The organism is Plesiocystis pacifica SIR-1, assembly GCF_000170895.1.
GTDB lineage: Bacteria > Myxococcota_A > Polyangia > Nannocystales > Nannocystaceae > Plesiocystis > Plesiocystis pacifica.
The window spans coordinates 30,028-47,159 of sequence record NZ_ABCS01000063.1; the positions used below are offsets into that span (position 1 = coordinate 30,028).

At 71.2% G+C, this 17,132-nt stretch carries 15 protein-coding genes; 11 read left to right on the plus strand and 4 right to left on the minus strand.

Translation table 11 applies throughout. The annotated features are described in order from the left end of the window. Positions 1-4 precede the first annotated feature (4 nt). The 3 genes from PPSIR1_RS43885 to PPSIR1_RS26725 are packed head-to-tail and all read left to right on the plus strand — an operon-like array spanning position 5 to position 2,285. Positions 5-658, plus strand: coding sequence for an energy transducer TonB (locus PPSIR1_RS43885; RefSeq protein ID WP_006974317.1), 654 nt, complete (start codon positions 5-7; stop codon positions 656-658). A gap of 13 nt (positions 659-671) precedes the next feature. Further along, complete coding sequence (locus tag PPSIR1_RS26720; protein WP_006974318.1) at positions 672-1,247, plus strand: HAD family hydrolase; 576 nt, start codon at positions 672-674, stop codon at positions 1,245-1,247. 36 nt (positions 1,248-1,283) lie between these two features. Further along, positions 1,284-2,285, plus strand: coding sequence for an archaemetzincin (locus tag PPSIR1_RS26725; RefSeq protein ID WP_006974319.1), 1,002 nt, complete (start codon positions 1,284-1,286; stop codon positions 2,283-2,285). Here PPSIR1_RS26725 and PPSIR1_RS26730 read toward each other — a convergent pair. Next, on the minus strand, positions 2,263-4,245 hold the full coding sequence (locus tag PPSIR1_RS26730) for a ribonuclease R family protein (protein WP_006974320.1): 1,983 nt from the start codon (positions 4,243-4,245) through the stop codon (positions 2,263-2,265). The genes PPSIR1_RS26725 and PPSIR1_RS26730 overlap by 23 nt on opposite strands. A gap of 130 nt (positions 4,246-4,375) precedes the next feature. Further along, positions 4,376-5,779 (minus strand): outer membrane protein assembly factor BamB family protein, encoded by a 1,404-nt coding sequence (locus PPSIR1_RS26735; RefSeq protein ID WP_157596021.1) that lies wholly within the window; start codon positions 5,777-5,779, stop codon positions 4,376-4,378. Between the two features lie 475 nt (positions 5,780-6,254). Between PPSIR1_RS26735 and PPSIR1_RS26740 the strand changes: the two genes are divergently transcribed. Further along, entirely contained in the window at positions 6,255-7,139 is an 885-nt protein-coding gene (locus tag PPSIR1_RS26740; RefSeq protein ID WP_006974322.1) for a hypothetical protein, read from the plus strand. A gap of 187 nt (positions 7,140-7,326) precedes the next feature. Then, positions 7,327-9,309, plus strand: coding sequence for a molecular chaperone HtpG (htpG, locus tag PPSIR1_RS26745; protein ID WP_006974323.1), 1,983 nt, complete (start codon positions 7,327-7,329; stop codon positions 9,307-9,309). On the opposite strand, the gene PPSIR1_RS26750 is transcribed toward htpG, so the two are convergent. Beyond that, positions 9,306-9,812 (minus strand): hypothetical protein, encoded by a 507-nt coding sequence (locus PPSIR1_RS26750; protein WP_045116809.1) that lies wholly within the window; start codon positions 9,810-9,812, stop codon positions 9,306-9,308. The genes htpG and PPSIR1_RS26750 overlap by 4 nt on opposite strands. Positions 9,813-10,346: 534 nt before the next feature. Here PPSIR1_RS26750 and PPSIR1_RS26755 point away from each other — a divergent pair. The 6 genes from PPSIR1_RS26755 to PPSIR1_RS26780 all read left to right on the plus strand — a co-directional run bounded on the left by PPSIR1_RS26755 (position 10,347) and on the right by PPSIR1_RS26780 (position 15,610). Further along, positions 10,347-10,820, plus strand: a complete 474-nt coding sequence (locus PPSIR1_RS26755; protein ID WP_006974324.1) for a hypothetical protein — start codon at positions 10,347-10,349, stop codon at positions 10,818-10,820. 38 nt (positions 10,821-10,858) lie between these two features. Continuing rightward, entirely contained in the window at positions 10,859-11,899 is a 1,041-nt protein-coding gene (locus PPSIR1_RS26760) for a potassium channel family protein (RefSeq protein WP_006974325.1), read from the plus strand. A gap of 190 nt (positions 11,900-12,089) precedes the next feature. After that, complete coding sequence (locus PPSIR1_RS26765; protein WP_157596022.1) at positions 12,090-13,121, plus strand: hypothetical protein; 1,032 nt, start codon at positions 12,090-12,092, stop codon at positions 13,119-13,121. Between the two features lie 44 nt (positions 13,122-13,165). After that, entirely contained in the window at positions 13,166-13,714 is a 549-nt protein-coding gene (locus PPSIR1_RS26770; protein ID WP_157596023.1) for an RNA polymerase sigma factor, read from the plus strand. Positions 13,715-13,739: 25 nt separating this feature from the next. Beyond that, on the plus strand, positions 13,740-14,519 hold the full coding sequence (locus tag PPSIR1_RS26775; protein WP_006974328.1) for a hypothetical protein: 780 nt from the start codon (positions 13,740-13,742) through the stop codon (positions 14,517-14,519). A 44-nt stretch (positions 14,520-14,563) separates the two neighbouring features. Continuing rightward, positions 14,564-15,610, plus strand: coding sequence for a hypothetical protein (locus tag PPSIR1_RS26780; RefSeq protein ID WP_157596024.1), 1,047 nt, complete (start codon positions 14,564-14,566; stop codon positions 15,608-15,610). Positions 15,611-15,635: 25 nt separating this feature from the next. Here PPSIR1_RS26780 and PPSIR1_RS26785 read toward each other — a convergent pair whose 3' ends face one another. Then, entirely contained in the window at positions 15,636-17,108 is a 1,473-nt protein-coding gene (locus tag PPSIR1_RS26785; protein WP_157596025.1) for an ABC transporter substrate-binding protein, read from the minus strand. Between the last annotated feature and the right edge of the window lie 24 nt (positions 17,109-17,132).

Sequence of the window (17,132 nt, forward strand, 5' to 3'; positions counted from 1 at the left end):
CGAGATGGTCCGGGCAGGGAAGGGTCGAGGACGCGCGGGGAGCATCGCCCTCGGCGGCGCCCTCGCCCTCGCCCTGAGCATGGGCTGCCGAGCCTCGGGCGACGCGTCCGAGCCCGTCGACGGGCACAGCGAGCTGTGCTGCAAGCAGGCCGGGGACGACAACGTGTCCTTCTCGGGCTGCCGGGCGACGAGCACCTGCCGGACGACGGAGAGCGTGTGGGTCCGCGGCGCGGTGGTGTGCACGCCGGCGGACAGCGAGCGCTGCCTCGGGGGCCGCTGCTGCACCCTGGCGGCCGCGGAGACCGAGCCCCAGGTCCAGGCCCAGACTCCCGAGCCTGCGCTCCCCAGCCCCGACCCCGCGCCCGTCACCCCCTACCCCCTCGACTGGACCCCCCTGCCCACGCCCATCGCCATCCCCACCTACGTGTGCCCGGCGAGCGTCGAGCGCGGGGTCTCGGGCACGGTCCTGCTCCACGTCGAGGTCGACGCCTTCGGCAGCGTGACCGACGTGGTCGTCCGCCAGAGCCTCGACCCCGAGTGCGACGCCCTCGCCCACGACGCCCTGCTGCACGCCGAGTTCGAGCCGGCCATGACCCCCGAGGGCGAGGCCATCGCGTCGAGCCTGCGCTGGGTCTACAGCTTCGAGGCGCCGCCATGAACGAGGCGCCGCCGTGAACGAGGCGCCGCCCGAGGCTCGGTGGTCCAAGCTCCTCGTCCTCGACCTCGACGAGACCTTGATCCACGCCCGCGGCCCCTCCCAGGGCGAGCTCCCCTGGCCCCCGCACCGCCGCCTCGGCTCCTACCGCGTGTGGCTGCGCCCGGGCCTGGCCGAGTTCCTGCGCCACGTGCTCGCCCGCTTCGCCGGCGTCGGCCTGTGGACCGTGGCGACCTCGGACTACGCCCGCGGCGTCGCGTCCATGCTCGTCGACCCCGCGCGCCTCGCCTTCATCTACAGCCGCGGCCGGTGCACGGCCCTGCGCGACCCCGATCGGGGCCGGCGCTATTGGGTCAAGGACATCCGCAAGCTGTCGAGCACGGGCTTCGACGAGGCCTCGATCCTGTTCGTCGACGACAAGCCCCGGGGCCTCGAGCGCAGCTACGCCAACCTCGTGCCCATCCACCCCTTCATGGGCGAGCCCGACGACCGCGAGCTCGCCCGCCTGACCCGCTACCTCGACGAGCTCGGGCCCGTCGAGGACGTCCGCAGCGTCGACAAGCGCGGCTGGGCGCGGCGCGAGGACCTCTAGCGGAACCTCCCTCGCCGGGCGCACACTGGGGAAGGCATGCAGCGCCGCGGCTTCCTGAGTCTCCCCCTGCTGGCGCTGGCGAGCGCGTGCGAGGACGCGCCTGCGGCCACGACGGCCGAGACCAAAGACAGCCCGACGCCCCTCGAGGAGCTCCCCGTCAAGGCCCACCCGGCGGGCGAGCCCAGCCCCTTCGATCCCTTCGATCCCGGCGGCCACGACCCCGCGCCCATGGCCCTGCCCATGGGCGACGAGCCGCCCCAGAGCTTCGACGACTTCCTGGCCGAGTCGCCGCCCGCCATCGAACCCGGCCGCGAGACCGTCGCCCTGCTGCCGATCGGCGAGTTCCCCCACGGCCTCGTCGCCGCCCAGGACCGGCTCTACCTCGTGCGCAGCCCGCCCCTCGAGCGCCTGGGCGAGTGGGCCTCGCGCTGGCTGGGCGTGCCCGTGCGCCTGCTCCCCGCGATGTCCGACGAGGCGCTCCAGCGCCTGCCCCACCGCGAGCTCGACGGCCTGCGCCAGATCGACGCCGCGAGCTTGCTCGCCCACCTCGAGGCTCGGGTCCCCTCGGGCTGCGGCCGGCTCATGGCCCTGACCCACGAGGACCTGTTCGCCGACGGAGCCCGCTGGGTCTACGGCTACGCCGACCCCGACACCGGCGTGGCCGTGCACAGCCTGCTGCGCTACGACCCCGGCTTCGCCCAGGGCGTCGACCACCGCCCGCGGGCCTTCCAGCGCCTGATCCTCACCCGCACCCTGCGCGTGCTCAGCCACGAGCTCAGCCACCTGCTTGGCCTGCGCCACTGCGTCCACTTCGCCTGCGTCATGAACCCGACCCAGAGCCTCCAGGGCGTGGACGACCTGCCCCTGCGCCTGTGCCCGGTGTGCCTGCGCAAGCTCGACGCGGCCCACGGAGGGGGCCTCGATCACGCCGCCCGCTGGCGAAGCTTGACCGAGCTGAGCCAGCGCGCGGGCCTCGACCTCGACGCCCGCTGGTACGCCCGCCGCGTCGACGCGCTCAGGAGCCCAGCACGTCGATGAGGTAGAGGTCGATCTGCCGCCGGCCCACGGACACGTCGACCAGGTCGACGACCACGCGATCGCCCACGGTGATGACCTTGCCGCTCTTCTCGCCGACCATGCGCACCCCGGTCTCGTCGCGGTAGTAGGGCTCCTTGCGGTCCTTCTCGAGGTCCGCGACCTTGACCATGCCGTCGACGTAGGGGCTCTCGATCTGCACGAACAGGCCGAACTGGGACATGCCCGACACCCGGCCGTCGAAGCGGTCGCCGATGCGGTCGCGCATGAACAGCGCGGCGAACAGGTTCTGGGTCTCGCGCTCGGCCCCGCTGATCTCGCGCTCGCGCTCGCTCGAGCGCAGCGCCTGGGCCTCGCTCGCCTCGCGCCCGGGCATGCGCGGGAGCACGGCCTTGGGCCCGGCCGGGCCGCCCTTCTTGGCCACCCAGGCCTTGAGCACGCGGTGCGAGATCAGGTCGGGGTAGCGGCGGATCGGGCTGGTGAAGTGGACGTAGGCCGGGGACGCGAGGGCGAAGTGGCCGACGTTCTCGACGGCGTACTGGGCCTGGGCCATGGCCCGGAGCATGAGCATGTTGAGGGCGGACGCGAAGCTCTTGCCGTCGAGGCGCTTGAGGAACTTCTGGGCGCCCCGGGGCGTGCGCAGCCGCTCGGGGTCGGCCTTGGTCCCGAGGATGTGGGCCGCCTGCGTCAGCGTGGTCAGCTTCTCCTCGTCGGGCAGGTCGTGGACGCGGAACACCGCGGGCAGGCCGTGCTCGACGGCCAGGGCGCCCACGGCCTCGTTGGCCGCGATCATCATCTCCTCGATGAGGTTGTAGGCCCGGGCCATGGACTTGCTCGACCGGCTCTTGACCACGTCGCGGATCCGCGTGCGGTCGTCCTCCTCGAGCACCACCTTGGCCTCGGCCAGGTCGAGCTCGATGGCCCCGCGGCGCATCCGAGCGTTGCGCAGCCGGTCCGAGCAGGCCCGCAGCGCGAACACCCGCCCGCGGGCCTTCTTGCCCAGCTGCTCCGCGCCCTCGAGCTCCTCGGCGACCTCGGCGTAGGTCAAGCGCCGGCGGCTGTGAATGATCGCCGCGCGGACCTCGTGCTCCGAGGTCTGCCCCGCCGCGTTCACGCGCATGCTCGTGACCATGGCCAGGCGGTCGCGCTTGGGCACCAGCGAGCACATGTGCGAGCTCAGCTCCGGCGGCAGCATGGGGATGGAGCGATCGGGGAGGTAGGTCGAGAAGCAGCGCCGCTGGGCCTCTTCGTCGATGGCCGTGCCCTCTTGCACGTAGTGGGACACGTCGGCCACGGCCACGTGCAGGCGATAGTCCGCGGTCTGGGGGTCCTCGCCGAGGAGCTCGACGCACACGGCGTCGTCGAAGTCCCGGGCGTCGGGGGGGTCGATGGTCATGAACGCCAGGCCGCGCAGGTCGGCCCGGTTCTCCAGGTCCTCGTCGAGGACGATCTCGGGCACCTCGGCGGCCTCGGCCAGGACCTTGGGGTCGAAGAAGTCCTCGATGCGGCGGTCGATCAGGATCTTTTGGACCTCGGTCTCGAGGGCCCCGGGCTCACCGAGCACGCGCTCGACCTGGACCTCGATCTCGGGGTCGCGGGAGCCGGGATAGTTGACGATGTTGGCGACGACGACCATGCCCGGCATGTCCGGGCGGGGGGCCTTGCTGCCCTTCCTGCCCTTGGGGCCGGCCACGCAGACCACGGGCCAGATGATCCGCGGGTCGTCGACCTCCAGGATCCAACCACCACCAAACTCGACGAGCACGCCGACGATGCGCGTGCGCTTGCGGGTCACGATGGCCTCGATCCGGCCCTCGAGCCCCTTTTCGCTCTCCCAGGCGACGACTTCAATCTCGTCCCCGTCGAGCGCCCCCCGCAGATATCCAGGCGGGATGAACACGCTGCGCTTTTCGTCACCGCTCAGGGGCTGCGCGAAGCCATAGCCCCCGGGGTTGACGTGCAAGACAGCATGGATGCTTTGATTTTCACTCATATGAAACGCCGCGCAACGTGGCACGAGGAGCGGTCGCGGGCAAGCGCGGCCTGTGCGCCCGGCGCATCCCCGCGCAGCCCCGCGGCGAAGCCGAGCCCCATCAACCGAAGGCGCGCAGGCTTCCGTCGTCGCAGCCGATCACGATCCAGCCCTGCTTCGTGATCGCCACGGAGCTGTCGATGTCCGCGCCCACGTCGACGGCCCACAGCACCTCGCCCTCGGCCGAGACCGCGTAGAGGTGGTCGTCCTGGGAGCCGAAGTAGATGGTGCCGTCGCCGTCGACGACCGGCGACGAGTGGACGACCCCGCCCGTGGGTAGGACCCAGTTGACCTCGCCGCTGGCCGCGAGCGAGTAGAGGTTGGCGTCGAAGCTGGTCGCGTAGACCGTGCCGTCGGCGGCGATGCCCAGGCTCGAGCGGATGTCTCGCTGGGCGACGAAGCTCCAGCGCAGGCTGCCGTCGGAGCGCAGCGAGTAGATGCGCCCGTCGTCGGCCCCGATGAACAGCGCCCCGTCGGCGCCCAGCACCCCCGAGCCGTCCACGTCCGCGCGCACGGAGTAGCGCCAGCGCTGCGCTCCCGTGGCCGCGTCGAGGCTGGTGACGTGGCCGTCTTGATCGCCGAAGCTCAGCTGCCCGTCGGCGCTCAGCACCGGGGTCGAGAACACGTGCTTGGGCCGCTCCTTCTCCTCCCGGGGCGGCCAGTGCCAGCGCTCCTCCCCCGTGGGCGAGAGCCGGTAGACCCCGTCGGCGCCCACGAAGAGATCGCCGTCGGGACCGACCGTGGGCCCACCGTCGACGTCGCAGCGCGCCCCCTCGGGGCCCGGCGAGCGCGTGTTCTCGCAGTTGCCCAGGACCTTGCTCCAGACCACGGCGGCCTCGCCCTTGGCGCTCGGATCGAGGGCGAAGAGGGTGTCGGCGTCGGTGCCGACGTAGAGCCGCGCGCTGTCTCGGGTCTCCGCCAGGGCCGCCGTGCCCCACACGCGCCCGCCCAGGTCGAGGTCGAAGACCAGCTCCCCGCCGGGCTGCTCGGGGCCGCCCACGGTCACGCCCACGAAGCGCCCGGCGTGGTTGCCGACAAAGGCCAGCTCACGCCCAGCGTCGCCCTCGCCTCCTGCTCCAGGCAGCGTCACGAGGGTCGGCGTGGCGAACACCACCGCGCCCAGGTCCACGCGCCATCGCTCGCTCGGCTCGGTCTTGGGCCCGACGGCCGTGGTCGCGCCCGCGTGGCCCGGGCCGCCCCGAAACCAGCGCTCGCCCTGGCCGGCGCTCGCTGGCGCCACCGGGACGGGCTCGGCGACGGCCTCGCTCGCCTCGGCGTCGGCCGCTGGCGCGACGCAGCTGCCCTCGGCGCAGATGCGATCCCCCTTGCAGTCCGTGTCCTTGCCACAGCCCGCACTGGGCGGATGGGTAGGCCGGCAGCCCGCGCTGGCCAGGACGAACACGCCCACGAGCAAGGTCGGCGTTCCAAAGACCGAGCCGCGGTCCAAAGACCGACGTTGGCTCACTCCCGGTGCTCGGACTAGACAGCTCACGCCGCTGTGGACGCTCGCTCGGTGGTGTCGTGTTCCCCAGCCCATGTTGCTCGCGCACATTCGACGGGACCTGCGCCAGGCGTGCGGCGGCCAAAGATCGCACACACACCTTGTGTTCGTAAATGGCCAATGGTAGTGCTAGAACGCCGGCCAACGGCCGCATCAAAGGACTGGGGAAACGCTCCCAAACGAGCTCCTGGCGCGATTTTGGACGCAGGACAGTGGGAGGCTGAGCCAGCCACGGAACCACAGAGGGATCGGCGCGAGATTCGCCGCCCTCCACGACACCCCTCGGTCTTCGGGGACCCCTCCCTCGAGACAGGGTCATTTGACTCGAACGTCGAACGATCCACCTTGACAGTCTCGCCAAAATTTGGTCGAGAACGAACCTGCGCCCACTCACCGCACGGAACACCCGTCGGGCGCCCACCCCATCCACGGAGAGCACATGGCAAATCAGGCCGTCCAGGCGACTGCGCCTGCAGGTCCGGTCGAGGAGCACTACTATCGCCGCGGCGATATCGACTTCTGCTTCCTCTTGAACCGCCCGCACCTCAACCTTCGCGTGTTTGACTACCGCGTCGGGAACTACCAGCAAAAGCGAGACTTCTTCGACCGCATCGCGCGCTCCGAGGGCCTCAAGAAGGTGTTCACCGTCGTGGAGAAGCAGGACTCCAAGAGCTGGCGCAGCGTCGGCTTCTCCCGCGAGGGGGCGATCCCCGGCTACTTCCGCACGGCTGACGCCTACGTGATGAGCCGGGTCTACACCGAGGACGGAGATCCCATCCAAGGTGGCGCGCCCAAGCTGACCGCGCCGAACCTCTCGGCCAAGTCGCCCAACCTGACCAAGCCCCGGGGCCTCAGCGTGGAGATCGTCGAGGACGTCGCCCGGCTGTCCAAGGTCGCCGAGGACTACGCCAGCCCCGCCCTCTACGCGCCCTTCCGCCGCGGCATGTTCCACCCGGACATCGCGGTCCACGGCAAGCAGGGCAAGCATGACTTTTGGGTCGGCGCCGAGACGGACTCCTCCTTCGGGCACGCCAAGGTCGACATCATGACCCCGCCGCGGGCCGCCAAGGACACCGACCCGGCCGTGCTCGAGTTCCTCGCCCAGGTCCTCCTCGACGAGCTCCTGCGCCGCGAGACCGCCAGCGTGTTCTCGCTGATCGCCGCGGACCTGCTGCCCAGCCAGCAGATCATCGCCAACCTCGGCTTCAAGGTCACCGCCCGGCTCACCGACCACATCGTCGGTCCCGAGGGCTTCGTCGGCGGCCAGCTGTGGCACCGCCGGCTGAACGCCAACCAGGGCCCCAAGCTCCCCAGCTTCATCTGAGCTGAGCGAGGTCCACGACGAGACCGGTCCCAAGTGGGCCGGTCTCTTCGTTTTGGTTGGACAACGAGGGCCACCTCACTGTCTCACCTCACACGCTGGGGCGGGTTGACCCAGGGGCGAACGACTTTAGGTTGCGCGCCCCTCTACCCTCGCTCCCGCCAATCGATTGTCCAACGGAGAGACCCCAGTGAGTAGCGAAACCCATGAGTTCAAGGCCGAGGTCGCCGCGCTGCTGAACCTCGTCACCAACTCGCTCTACACCAACAGCGAGATCTTCCTCCGCGAGCTGATCTCCAACGCCGCCGACGCCCTCGACAAGGCCCGCTACCAGGCCCTGGTCGACAGCGAGCTCGGCGGCAAGGAGCTCGAGCCGCACATCCTGATCACCGCCAACGCCCAGGCCAACACCCTCACCATCGAGGACACGGGCATCGGCATGACCCGCGAAGAGGCGGGCCAGAACCTCGGCACCATCGCCCACTCGGGCACCCTGGCCTACCTCAAGCAGATCCAGGAGGCGAAGGCCAAGGGCGAGCTCAGCGAGGCCGGCGAGGTCAACCTCATCGGCCAGTTCGGCGTCGGCTTCTACTCGGCCTTCATGGTCGCCGAGGAGGTCTCGGTCCACACCCGCTCGGGCAAGCCCGGGAGCGAGCCGATCATCTGGCGCAGCAAGGGCGACGGCCGCTACGCCGTCGAGCCCGGCACCCGCGAGGCCCGCGGCACCTCCATCGAGATCACCCTCAAGGGCGAGGCCAAGGAGTTCCTCGACCGCTGGCGCCTGCAGAACCTGATCAAGCGCTACAGCAACTACGTCATCCACCCCATCAAGCTGCGCATCGTCGACGCCGAGGGGGAGGACAAGGATCCCGAGCCCAAGCAGATCAACGCCGCGTCGGCGATCTGGGCCAAGAGCCCCTCGGAGCTCGAAGACGAGGACTACCAGGAGTTCTACAAGCACGTCATGGGCGGCTTCGTGCTCCCCGGCGACGAGCCCTTCGGCAAGCTCCACTACTCCGCCGACGCGCCCATCCAGTTCCACGCCCTGCTCTTCGTCCCCGGCCGCGCGCCCGCGGACCTGTTCCAGGAGGACCGCAAGTCCCTGCAGCTCTACGCCCGCCGCGTGCTGGTGATGGAGAACTGCGACAGCCTGCTCCCGCAGTACCTGCGCTTCATCCGGGGCGTGGTCGACTCCGAGGACCTGCCCCTGAACGTGTCCCGCGAGATGCTCCAGGAGCACAAGTCGCTGTCGGCGATCCGCCGCCAGCTGACCCGCAAGGCCCTCAAGCTGCTCGCCGAGCTCGCCAGCGACGAGGCCGAGACCTACGCCAAGCTGTGGAAGGAGTTCGGCCCGGTCATCAAGGAGGGGCTGCACACCGACAGCAGCCAGCGCAAGGACCTCATCGAGCTGCTGCGCTGGCGCAGCGTCGCCAAGGGCGAGGACCTGGTCTCGCTGAAGGCCTACGTCGAGGCCATGCCCGAGGATCAAAAGTCGATCTGGTACATCGCCGGGCCCGACGAGGCCGCCCTGCGCAACAGCCCGCACCTCGAGGCCGTCAACGCCAAGGGCCAGGACGTCCTGCTGATGAGCGACGCCGTCGACGAGTGGGTGCTCCAGAGCCTCGCCGAGTACGAGGGCAAGTCCTTCCGCAGCGTGACCCAGGGCGAGCTCGAGGACGCGGCCGACGAGGACGACAAAGACGACGACGCCAAGGACGAGGACTCCGAGGACGCCGACGAGGCCAAGAAGGACGAGCGCGAGGCTTCGCCCATCGATCCCCTGCTCAACCTGGGCAAGGTCGTGTTCGGCGAGCGCCTGCGCGACGTCCGGGCGTCCAAGCGCCTGGTCGACTCGCCCTCGTGCCTGGTCGACGCCGCCGGCGGGATGAGCCGCAACATGGAGCGCATCCTTCGCATGGCCCAGCCCGGCATGGGCGGCATGGGCAACTCGCCGCGCATCCTCGAGCTCAACCCCGAGCACAGCATCGTCAAGGCCGCGAACACCCTGGCCGAGCAGAACAAGGACGACCCGCGCCTGCCCGAGTGGCTCGAGCTGCTCCACGATCTGGCGGCCCTGTCCGAGGGCTCCGTGCCCGACCCCGCCGGCGCCGCCAAGCGCTTCCAGCGGGTCCTGGGCGAGGTCGCGGCCGCGGCCGTCGAGCAGCAGAGCTAGGCGCCCTGCCCGACTGACCAACGCGAAGGGGAGCCCGAGGGGGGCTCCCCTTTTTCGTTCGGGCTTCGCTCAGGGGTTGAGCAGGCGGACCATGGCCCAGGACAAGCTCTCCTCGGGCGGGCCGCCGCAGCTGGGGAGCTCCCGGGCCTGGCCGAGCAGGAAGATCCACGGGTCCGTCCCGATCTCCACGTCGACTCGCTGTTGCTGCCCGCGAAGATCGGACCGTTGTCCGGTTGGTTCAAAGACAGCGCCGCGGCCTCGTAGTAGCAGTCGTCGTCGTCCTCATCGATGACGGTCTTGCCCTCGAGCTCGAAGCACAGCTCGGTCATGTTCTGGCCGGCGAGCACGACCGGGATCAGCTCGAGGTAGTCGACGCAGGGGCCGAGGTTGGTCGAGCCGAACTCGATCTCGACCTCGCCGCAGCCCGTGCAGTCCGGCTTTTGGCAGCGCTGGCCCTCGAGCACGCCGGGCTCGAGGCTCAGGTCGGCGACCTGCGTGAGCACGCACTGGAGCTCGAAGCTCGCGCAGGGCTCGCGCCCTGCTCCGCGCCCGGGCCCATCTCATCCGCCCCTCGCCCTCGTCTCCGCGCTCTTCGGAGCCCTCCGCGACCGCGTCTTCCCCCGCCAGCTCCTGGTAGGAGAAGTCCGGGTTCGTCATGGTGCAGCCTCCTGCTGCCCAACCCGCGACGCCCAGCATCCATGCCGTCGCTCGAAATTTCATACTCATTGCCTACCACGAGTTTTGCCAATTGCCCGCTCGCTCTATGATGATTCCAGGGAGCATTCCCATCGACACACCGCTGCCCTTCGAATGCGAGCCATGCTTGCCAATGACGCGAAATCGGCAGGCCACGCCGGACTGCACCTTCGACCACCGCAGCCACCTTGGAGCCAGGCGCTGGCGAGAGCTCTCGCCACCCCGCGCCCTTCGCGAGCGAACGCGCGCCCCCCACCGCGCCTGAACGTCGCTCTGTCGGCCTTGAGCTTCAATACGCCACAGCTGGGCGCTCGGCACCTGTCTTGCACATCTGCCCAGCGATGCTCGAAGCCGTCGAGTCGCTGCTCCCCTCGATGTTGGTCATCACCGCGCTGCTCGCGGTCTTCGCCCTGCTCCTGCTGCGCCGCAGCGGTCTCGAGCTCGGGGCTGCGGACGACTTCGACGATCAACTCGCCCGGGCCCGCGCGGCCCAGGGCGCCCAGTCCAGGCGCTCCCGCGGCGCGACCACCCAGCGCTTCGACGCGCCCCCTCGCCCCCGCGTCGCCGCGCCTCGCCCAAGCCCCGCCCGCGCCGGCATGGACACCGTCCGGCTCTACTCCGGGGTGACCTCGAAGCTGCTCCACTGCCCGCCGAGCCGCCGCGAGCACGGCCTGCCGAGCTTCTCCCTCGACATGACCCCGATCGTGCTCGAGCCCTGCGCCGTCGCCCTGCCCCCCGCGGCCACGCCGGCCCAGACCCAGGTCCCCGCGCTCGCTGCCCGCCGACCAGGGCGCGTCTACATCCGCCGGAGCTGACTCGGAGCGGGGCGCCGTACAATGCCCGGGCGCCGGGCATGCCGACCCTCGACAACAAGCACCTCGACGAGCAGAGCCAGGGGCTCGCCCGCGCCTTCGGGCTGATCGCCCTGGTGTTCGGCATCGGGGTGGTCGGCTACGCGATCATGGGCGGCCGCGACGCGACCTTCGTCGACGCGGTCTACATGACCATGATCACCCTGACGACCGTCGGCTACGGGGAGATCATCGACCTCGGCACCGGCGGGCGGCTGTTCACCATGGCCCTGCTGGTCGTGGGCGTGGGCAGCTTCGTGTACTTTTTTTCGAACCTCACGGCCTTCATCGTCGAGGGCAACCTCGACCGGATCCTCTGGAGGCGAAAGATGCGGCGCTCCATCAACGCCATCGACAAGCACTTCATCATCTGCGGCGCGGGGCCGACGGCCCGCCACATGCTGCTCGAGCTCGAGGCGACCGAGCGCCCCTTCCTGCTCGTGGCCGACGACGAGGTCGCGGCCCGGAGCATGCTCGAGGAGCTCGAGATCGACTGCCCGGTGGTCATCGGCGACGCGACCGACGACGCGGTGCTCGAGCGCGCCGGCATCCACCGCGCCCGGGGCCTGTGCGCGGCCGAGGCCGGCGACAAGGACAACCTGCTGATCACCGTGACCGCGCACATGCTCCACTCGAGCTTGCGCATCGTCGCCCACTGCACCGACCTGCGCGTGGCCCAGAAGCTGCGCCGCGCGGGGGCCGACGCCGTCGTCTCGCCCAACATGATCGGCGGCCTGCGCCTGGTCTCGGAGCTGATCCGCCCCGACGCCGTGTCCTTCCTCGACACCATGCTGCGCGACAAGGACAAGCGCCTGCGCGTCGAAGAGGTGCCCATGGTCGAGGGCGCCAAGGCCCTCGGCCGGAGCATCGGCGAGCTGCGCCGCGACGACCTCGAGGGCGTGCTGATCGTCGCCGTACGCGACGCCCAGGCCGACTCGTGGACCTTCCACCCCCACGACGACCTGCGCCTCGAAGCGGGCTCGAGCGTGGTGTTCATGGGTGGACCCGAGGCGCGCCGCCTCGCCGAGCAGACCTGGGGATAGGCCGGTCCCTCAGGCCGCTCGGGCGCGAAGCTGTGTAATCTCAACCGGGGTAGCTCCTGCGAGGCTAGCGCTTGCGAGGGCGGAGACAGCGCGCTAAGCCGCGTGCGTGCTCCTCCTCGCTACTTTCGCGCTCGGGCTCGGCTCGCCCGCGCCTTTGGAGCGCGGCGATGCGGGCGATGCGGAGGCTCCGATGCTCGCCCTCGACTGGTCGAGCGCCGCTGAGTGCCCCGGCCGCGAGGTCGTCGTCGAAGGGCTCCAGGCGATGATGCCGGCGCTGCTCGTGCCGCCCGCCGTCGCCGAGGCGCTGCCCGAGCAGCTGCGGGTCACGGGGGCCCTCGAGGCCCTTCCCGATGGGGGCTACGAGGTCCAGCTCGCGTTCGCGCGCGGGGACGATCGAGACGCGCGCAGCTTCCAGGGCCCCGACTGCGGCTCCTTGACCCGCGCGGCCACGCTGGTCATCGCGGTCGCCCTGGATCCCGTCGAGACGGCCGAACACGTCGGCCCCCTCGACGCCCGCGAAGATCCGCCAGCGCCGGCGCCCGTCCAAAAACCCAAGCTCGTCCCCGAGCCAGAGCCAGCCCTCGCACCCGAACCCAAGCCAGCGCTCGAGCTGCCCGTAGAACCAACCACGCTCGAACCAGCTCGAGAGCCCCCACCGCGCGAGCGTCGACGGCCTCCCCGCTCCGGCGACGCCCGCGGCCCGAGCCCGCTGGGCGGCAGCGTCGGCGTGCGCATCGGCGGCGGCCTCGGTCCCGTCGACGCGGCAACGACCCAGCTCGGCCTCGACCTGGCGCTGGCGAGCGGGCGCTGGCGCGTGGACCTGCTCGGCCTGTGGATGCCGCCCAGGGAGCTCGCAGCCAGCGTCGGCCCCAGCGACAACCGGGTCCGCTTCGACAGCTTCCTCGTCGGCGCCCACGGCTGCGGCGTGCCCAGCTGGCGGACCCTGGAGTTCCCGCTGTGCGCCGGCGTCGAGGCTGGAGCCACGCGGGGCGTCGGCGTGGACCCGACCCCCGACCCGCGCGAGGCCGCGCTGCCCTGGGTCACCCTGACGCCGGGCGCCGGCCTGCGCTGGGTCGCCTCCCCGCGCGTCGCCGTGGGCTTCGACCTCGCCGCCCCGATCAGCCTCGTCCGCGGGGGCTTTCGCATCAACGAGCTCGTCGTCCAACGCCTCGCCCCCGTGGGCGCCCGGGGCCTCGTCGCGGTCGATGTGCGTTTTCCCTGAGCCCCCCATGACGAATCTCCGCCGAGCCGGGCATGGTTGGCCTGATGGCCCGCGGCACCCCAGCGGCTAGCGCCCTCAGCGACGAGTTCAAGGCGCTCTACCGCGCGCAGTTCGCCTTTGTCTGGCGCCTGCAGCTGCACTTCGGCGTGCCCGAGCACCAGGTCGAGGACGCGGTCCAGGACGTGTTCGTCGTGGTCCACCGGCGCCTCGCCGACTGGGACGGCCGCTCGCCGCGGTCGTGGCTCTACGGCATCGCCCGCCGCGTCGCCTCCAACCACCGCCGCCGGAGCGCCCGCCACCAGCGCAAGATCGAGGCGCTGCCCGAGCCCAGAGACCCCGCCCTCGAGGGACGCATCGAAGACCGCGAGCTCCTGCGCACCATCGAGGCGGCGCTCGCAGGGCTCGACCCAGGGCCACGCACGGCCTTCGTGCTCACGGAGATCGAAGGCATGAGCGCGCGCGAGATCGCCGAGCTCGTCGACGCCAGCCCCAACACGATCGCGTCGCGCTTGCGCAAGGCCCGGGCCCACGTCGCCGCGGCCCTCGCCGAGCTCGACGGCGATCTCGCCCGCAACCGGAGGTCCCATGGCTGAGCACGACCCACGAATCGAAGCCCGAATGACGCGCAGCGTGGAGCTCTTGCGGGCGCGTCGAGAGCCCCGGATGGGCGCCGAGGATCGGATCCTCGCCCAGCTCGAGGCCACCGTGGGCGGGACGCCTGACGGCGGGGGCTCGGACGGGGCCGGACCCCAGGGCGGAGCCGGGAGCGGCGGGGCAGGAGCGGGGCCCCTCTACGCGGCGAAGATCGTCCTCGCGACCGCGACGCTCACAGCCCTGGGCCTCGGCGCCCTGCGCCTCGGCGCGGTCTTGCTGGGCCCCTCGCCCGCTCCGAGCCCGGCCCGGAGCGCCCGCGCCGAGGCCCCGCCACCCGCCACGGCTCCCGCTTTGACGCCCACCGAGGCGCCCGTCGACGCCGCCCCATCGAGCCAGCCCGTCGCCGATGAGTCCGAACGGCCGCCCGCCTCGGTCCATGGAAACGCGAAGGCAAGCACGCCGCCGCGAACGGCCCCGGAGGACTCGGGCACCTCGGCCAACGCGGACGCGGTCGCGGCCGAGCTCGCGCTCATCGAGGCCGCCCGCGCGGCCGAGGGACCCCGCGCCGTCATCGAGCGGCTCGAGGCCCACGCCCGCGAGTTCCCCGAGGGCTTGCTGGCCGACGAGCGCGAGCTGCTGTGGACCCTCGCGGACTGCGAGCGCGGCCAACTCGACGCCGCGACGACGCGCGCCCGCAGCTTCATCGAGCGCCGCCCGAGCTCGCCGCTCGTCGACCGCATGCTCCACGCCTGCCCCGAGCTCGAAGCGCGGATGACGAAAGCCGACCAAGCTGGACATGGCTGAGCCGAGGGCACGACGCCCGGAAAGCGAACTAGCCAAGCATGAACATGAGGACACCGACCTACGGTCTCGCCTTCGCCACCGCGCTCGTGGGAGCCGCCTGCGTCGTCGGCTACCCGCCCGTGGGTGGCGACGACGCCAGCGACGGCCAGGACACGACCGACGCGAGCGAGGACGACGCCACCACGGACACCAGCGAAGACGACGCGAGCACGGGCACCGACGGGACCGAGGACGGCGAGACCACGGACACCGACAGCAGCGAAGAAGACGCCAGCACAGAAGAGGACGCGAGCACGGAGGACACCACGACCGGCGGTGGCGAGGGCTGCGTCCCCGTCGACGACGGCCTGTTCCAGTTCGAGATCGGCCTCGACGGGCAGTCCGTCGGGCAGACCACCCTCGACGAGGGCTGCACCATCGCCGAGGTCAACGAGGACGACGGGCTCCAGCTCGTGCTCGACTGCTTCAGCGGCACCCTCGAGCTCTCGATGTCGGGCAGCCCCGCGATCGAGCCCCTCGGCACGGTCGGCGATCCCGTCGCCCTGTGGCTGCACACGAGCATGACCGCCGAGACCTGGATGCGCATCGACTACCCCGAGCGCGACGCGAGCCGCTTTGTGATCTACGGCGGGACCCTGGCGCCCGACGACGCCTACTTCCCGCTGCCCTGGGGGCTGGCCCCCGTCGACGCCTGCGAGCCCCACGACGACGGCTGCCTGTTCCTCGCCGCGGAGACCCTCGGCGTGAGCTTCGAGGGCCAGGAGCTCGAGGTCGGCGACAGCGACTACGGCGAGATCACCTTCGACAACTTGCCCGTGCCCGTCCCCGAGCTGCGCATGTGGGTCGACCGCGCCTTCCAGGTGACGGGGGGCCACCGGGACTGCCTGCCCGAGATCGAGAGCACCTTCGGCTACCGCCTCCACCTGACCTCCGTCGGGCGCCCCGTCGAGGGCGACACCTGCGACCCCGGCCTGCAAGAGCCCTGCGCGACGGGGCTGCACTGCTGCTACCCCTGCGGGATCCCGGACTGCGACTTCCTGTGTACGGCCGAGGACTCGAACACCATGGAGTGCCCCCCGCCCGCGCCCTGATCGCGACCCCCCAGGCTTCGCGGACCTAGCCGATGGACAGGTCCGCGAAGTAGGGGATCCCCTGGGCGCCCAGATCGAAGTCGCGGACGTGCCAGCCGTGCACGGCCACGCTCGCGCCGTACATCAGCGGGACGAGGGGGCAGCACTCCTCGAAGCGCTGGTTGACCCCGGCGATCTGCGTCGCGTCAGCGCGCGCCCGAGCCAGGGCGCGATCCATGTCCGGGTCGCGGAAGCGGCCGATGTTGGTCGAGCTGGCCATCGCCGCGTCGACGGCGGCGCTGCGCTTGGACGAGAGCAAGGCCGCGAGGAAGTCGACGGGGTCGGGGTTCTCGGCGATGTGCCCCGACAAGATGAGGTCGTGGTGGCCGCGCCGGACCGCCTCGAAGAAGGCCTGGGGGCTCGCCGCTCGTTCGACCTCGACCTTCACGCCGACGGCCTCGAACTGCTCGACGAGCACCGCCGCGACCTCTGCCGGCGCGGGGAGGTAAGGCCGCGGCCCCCACACCGTCAGCATCTTCAGGCGCGTGGGTCGGTCGGGGATCTCGGCGAGGGCCGCGGCCGCCGTCTCGGCGCCGTACTTGGGCAAGCTGCGCTCGGTCGGGGCCATCGCCGGCGGCAGCACCCCGCGGGCGGCGAAGGCCGCCGGGTTGTCGTGGCACACCCGCGCGACCTGCCAGGGGTCGATGGCCGACGACAGCGCCCGCCGGACCGCGGCGTTGCGCAAGGATCGACGCTCGCAGTTGAACGACAAAAAGGCCGTGCTCTGCCCGGGCTGGTAGACCTTGCGCACGCCCTGCAGGCCCTTGGCGACGTCGCGGGGGAGCATCAGGGTGAAGTCGACCTCCCCAGACTCGACGGCCTCGCGCAGCGCCGTCGGTCGCCCGCGCTCGTCGACGGGGTAGACCCGGAAGGCGATGCGCTCGATGGTCGGCTTGCGGCGATCGCCCGGCTCCCAGTGGGGGTTGCGGGTCAGGATCAACACCTCACCGCTCGCGCCCTGGCTCTCCTCGGCGATCATGTAGGGCCCGGTGCCGACCCAAAAGCCCGCGCCTCGCTTGCCGATGATGCTCCAGATCTGCGCGAGCTGAAATTCGATGTCGACGTCGTCGACGAGGGTCGAGAACTGCACCCGCCCCGAGCCCGCCGCCTTGATGCGCGTGACCTCGCGCAGGGTCGCGACCCGGCCCAGCGAGCGCGCGACGTCCTCCGGCTGGACCGGGCGCCCGTCGGAGAAGCGCAGGCCCTCGGCCAGGCGCGTGGTGTAGCGCGGCTTGCCGTTGAGCCCCATGGTCTCCATTCGCACGGGCTGCGCGAGGAATCGTGGGTCATGGCGCAGCTCGCCCTCGACCCGGCGATAGAGGCTCTCGAAGCACTGCTGGCGCACGACCACGCCGAACAGCTCCTGCGCCTCCCAGGGGTCGAGTCCCTCCCAGCTGCCGAGCATGCCGACCGTCAAGGTGGTTGGGTCGAAGGCTCGAGATTTGGGCGGTCGCGGCACGATGGAGCCATTGTTTCAGACCTC

Excerpts from the sequence above, each read along its gene's own strand:
- PPSIR1_RS43885 (WP_006974317.1), top strand. The coding sequence starts at position 5 with ATGGTCCGGGCAGGGAAGGGTCGAGGACGCGCGGGGAGCATCGCCCTC.
- PPSIR1_RS26725 (WP_006974319.1), top strand. The coding sequence starts at position 1,284 with ATGCAGCGCCGCGGCTTCCTGAGTCTCCCCCTGCTGGCGCTGGCGAGC.
- PPSIR1_RS26740 (WP_006974322.1), top strand. The coding sequence starts at position 6,255 with ATGGCAAATCAGGCCGTCCAGGCGACTGCGCCTGCAGGTCCGGTCGAG.
- PPSIR1_RS26755 (WP_006974324.1), top strand. The coding sequence starts at position 10,347 with ATGCTCGAAGCCGTCGAGTCGCTGCTCCCCTCGATGTTGGTCATCACC.
- PPSIR1_RS26760 (WP_006974325.1), top strand. The coding sequence starts at position 10,859 with ATGCCGACCCTCGACAACAAGCACCTCGACGAGCAGAGCCAGGGGCTC.
- PPSIR1_RS26765 (WP_157596022.1), top strand. The coding sequence starts at position 12,090 with ATGCTCGCCCTCGACTGGTCGAGCGCCGCTGAGTGCCCCGGCCGCGAG.
- PPSIR1_RS26770 (WP_157596023.1), top strand. The coding sequence starts at position 13,166 with ATGGCCCGCGGCACCCCAGCGGCTAGCGCCCTCAGCGACGAGTTCAAG.
- PPSIR1_RS26775 (WP_006974328.1), top strand. The coding sequence starts at position 13,740 with ATGACGCGCAGCGTGGAGCTCTTGCGGGCGCGTCGAGAGCCCCGGATG.
- PPSIR1_RS26780 (WP_157596024.1), top strand. The coding sequence starts at position 14,564 with ATGAGGACACCGACCTACGGTCTCGCCTTCGCCACCGCGCTCGTGGGA.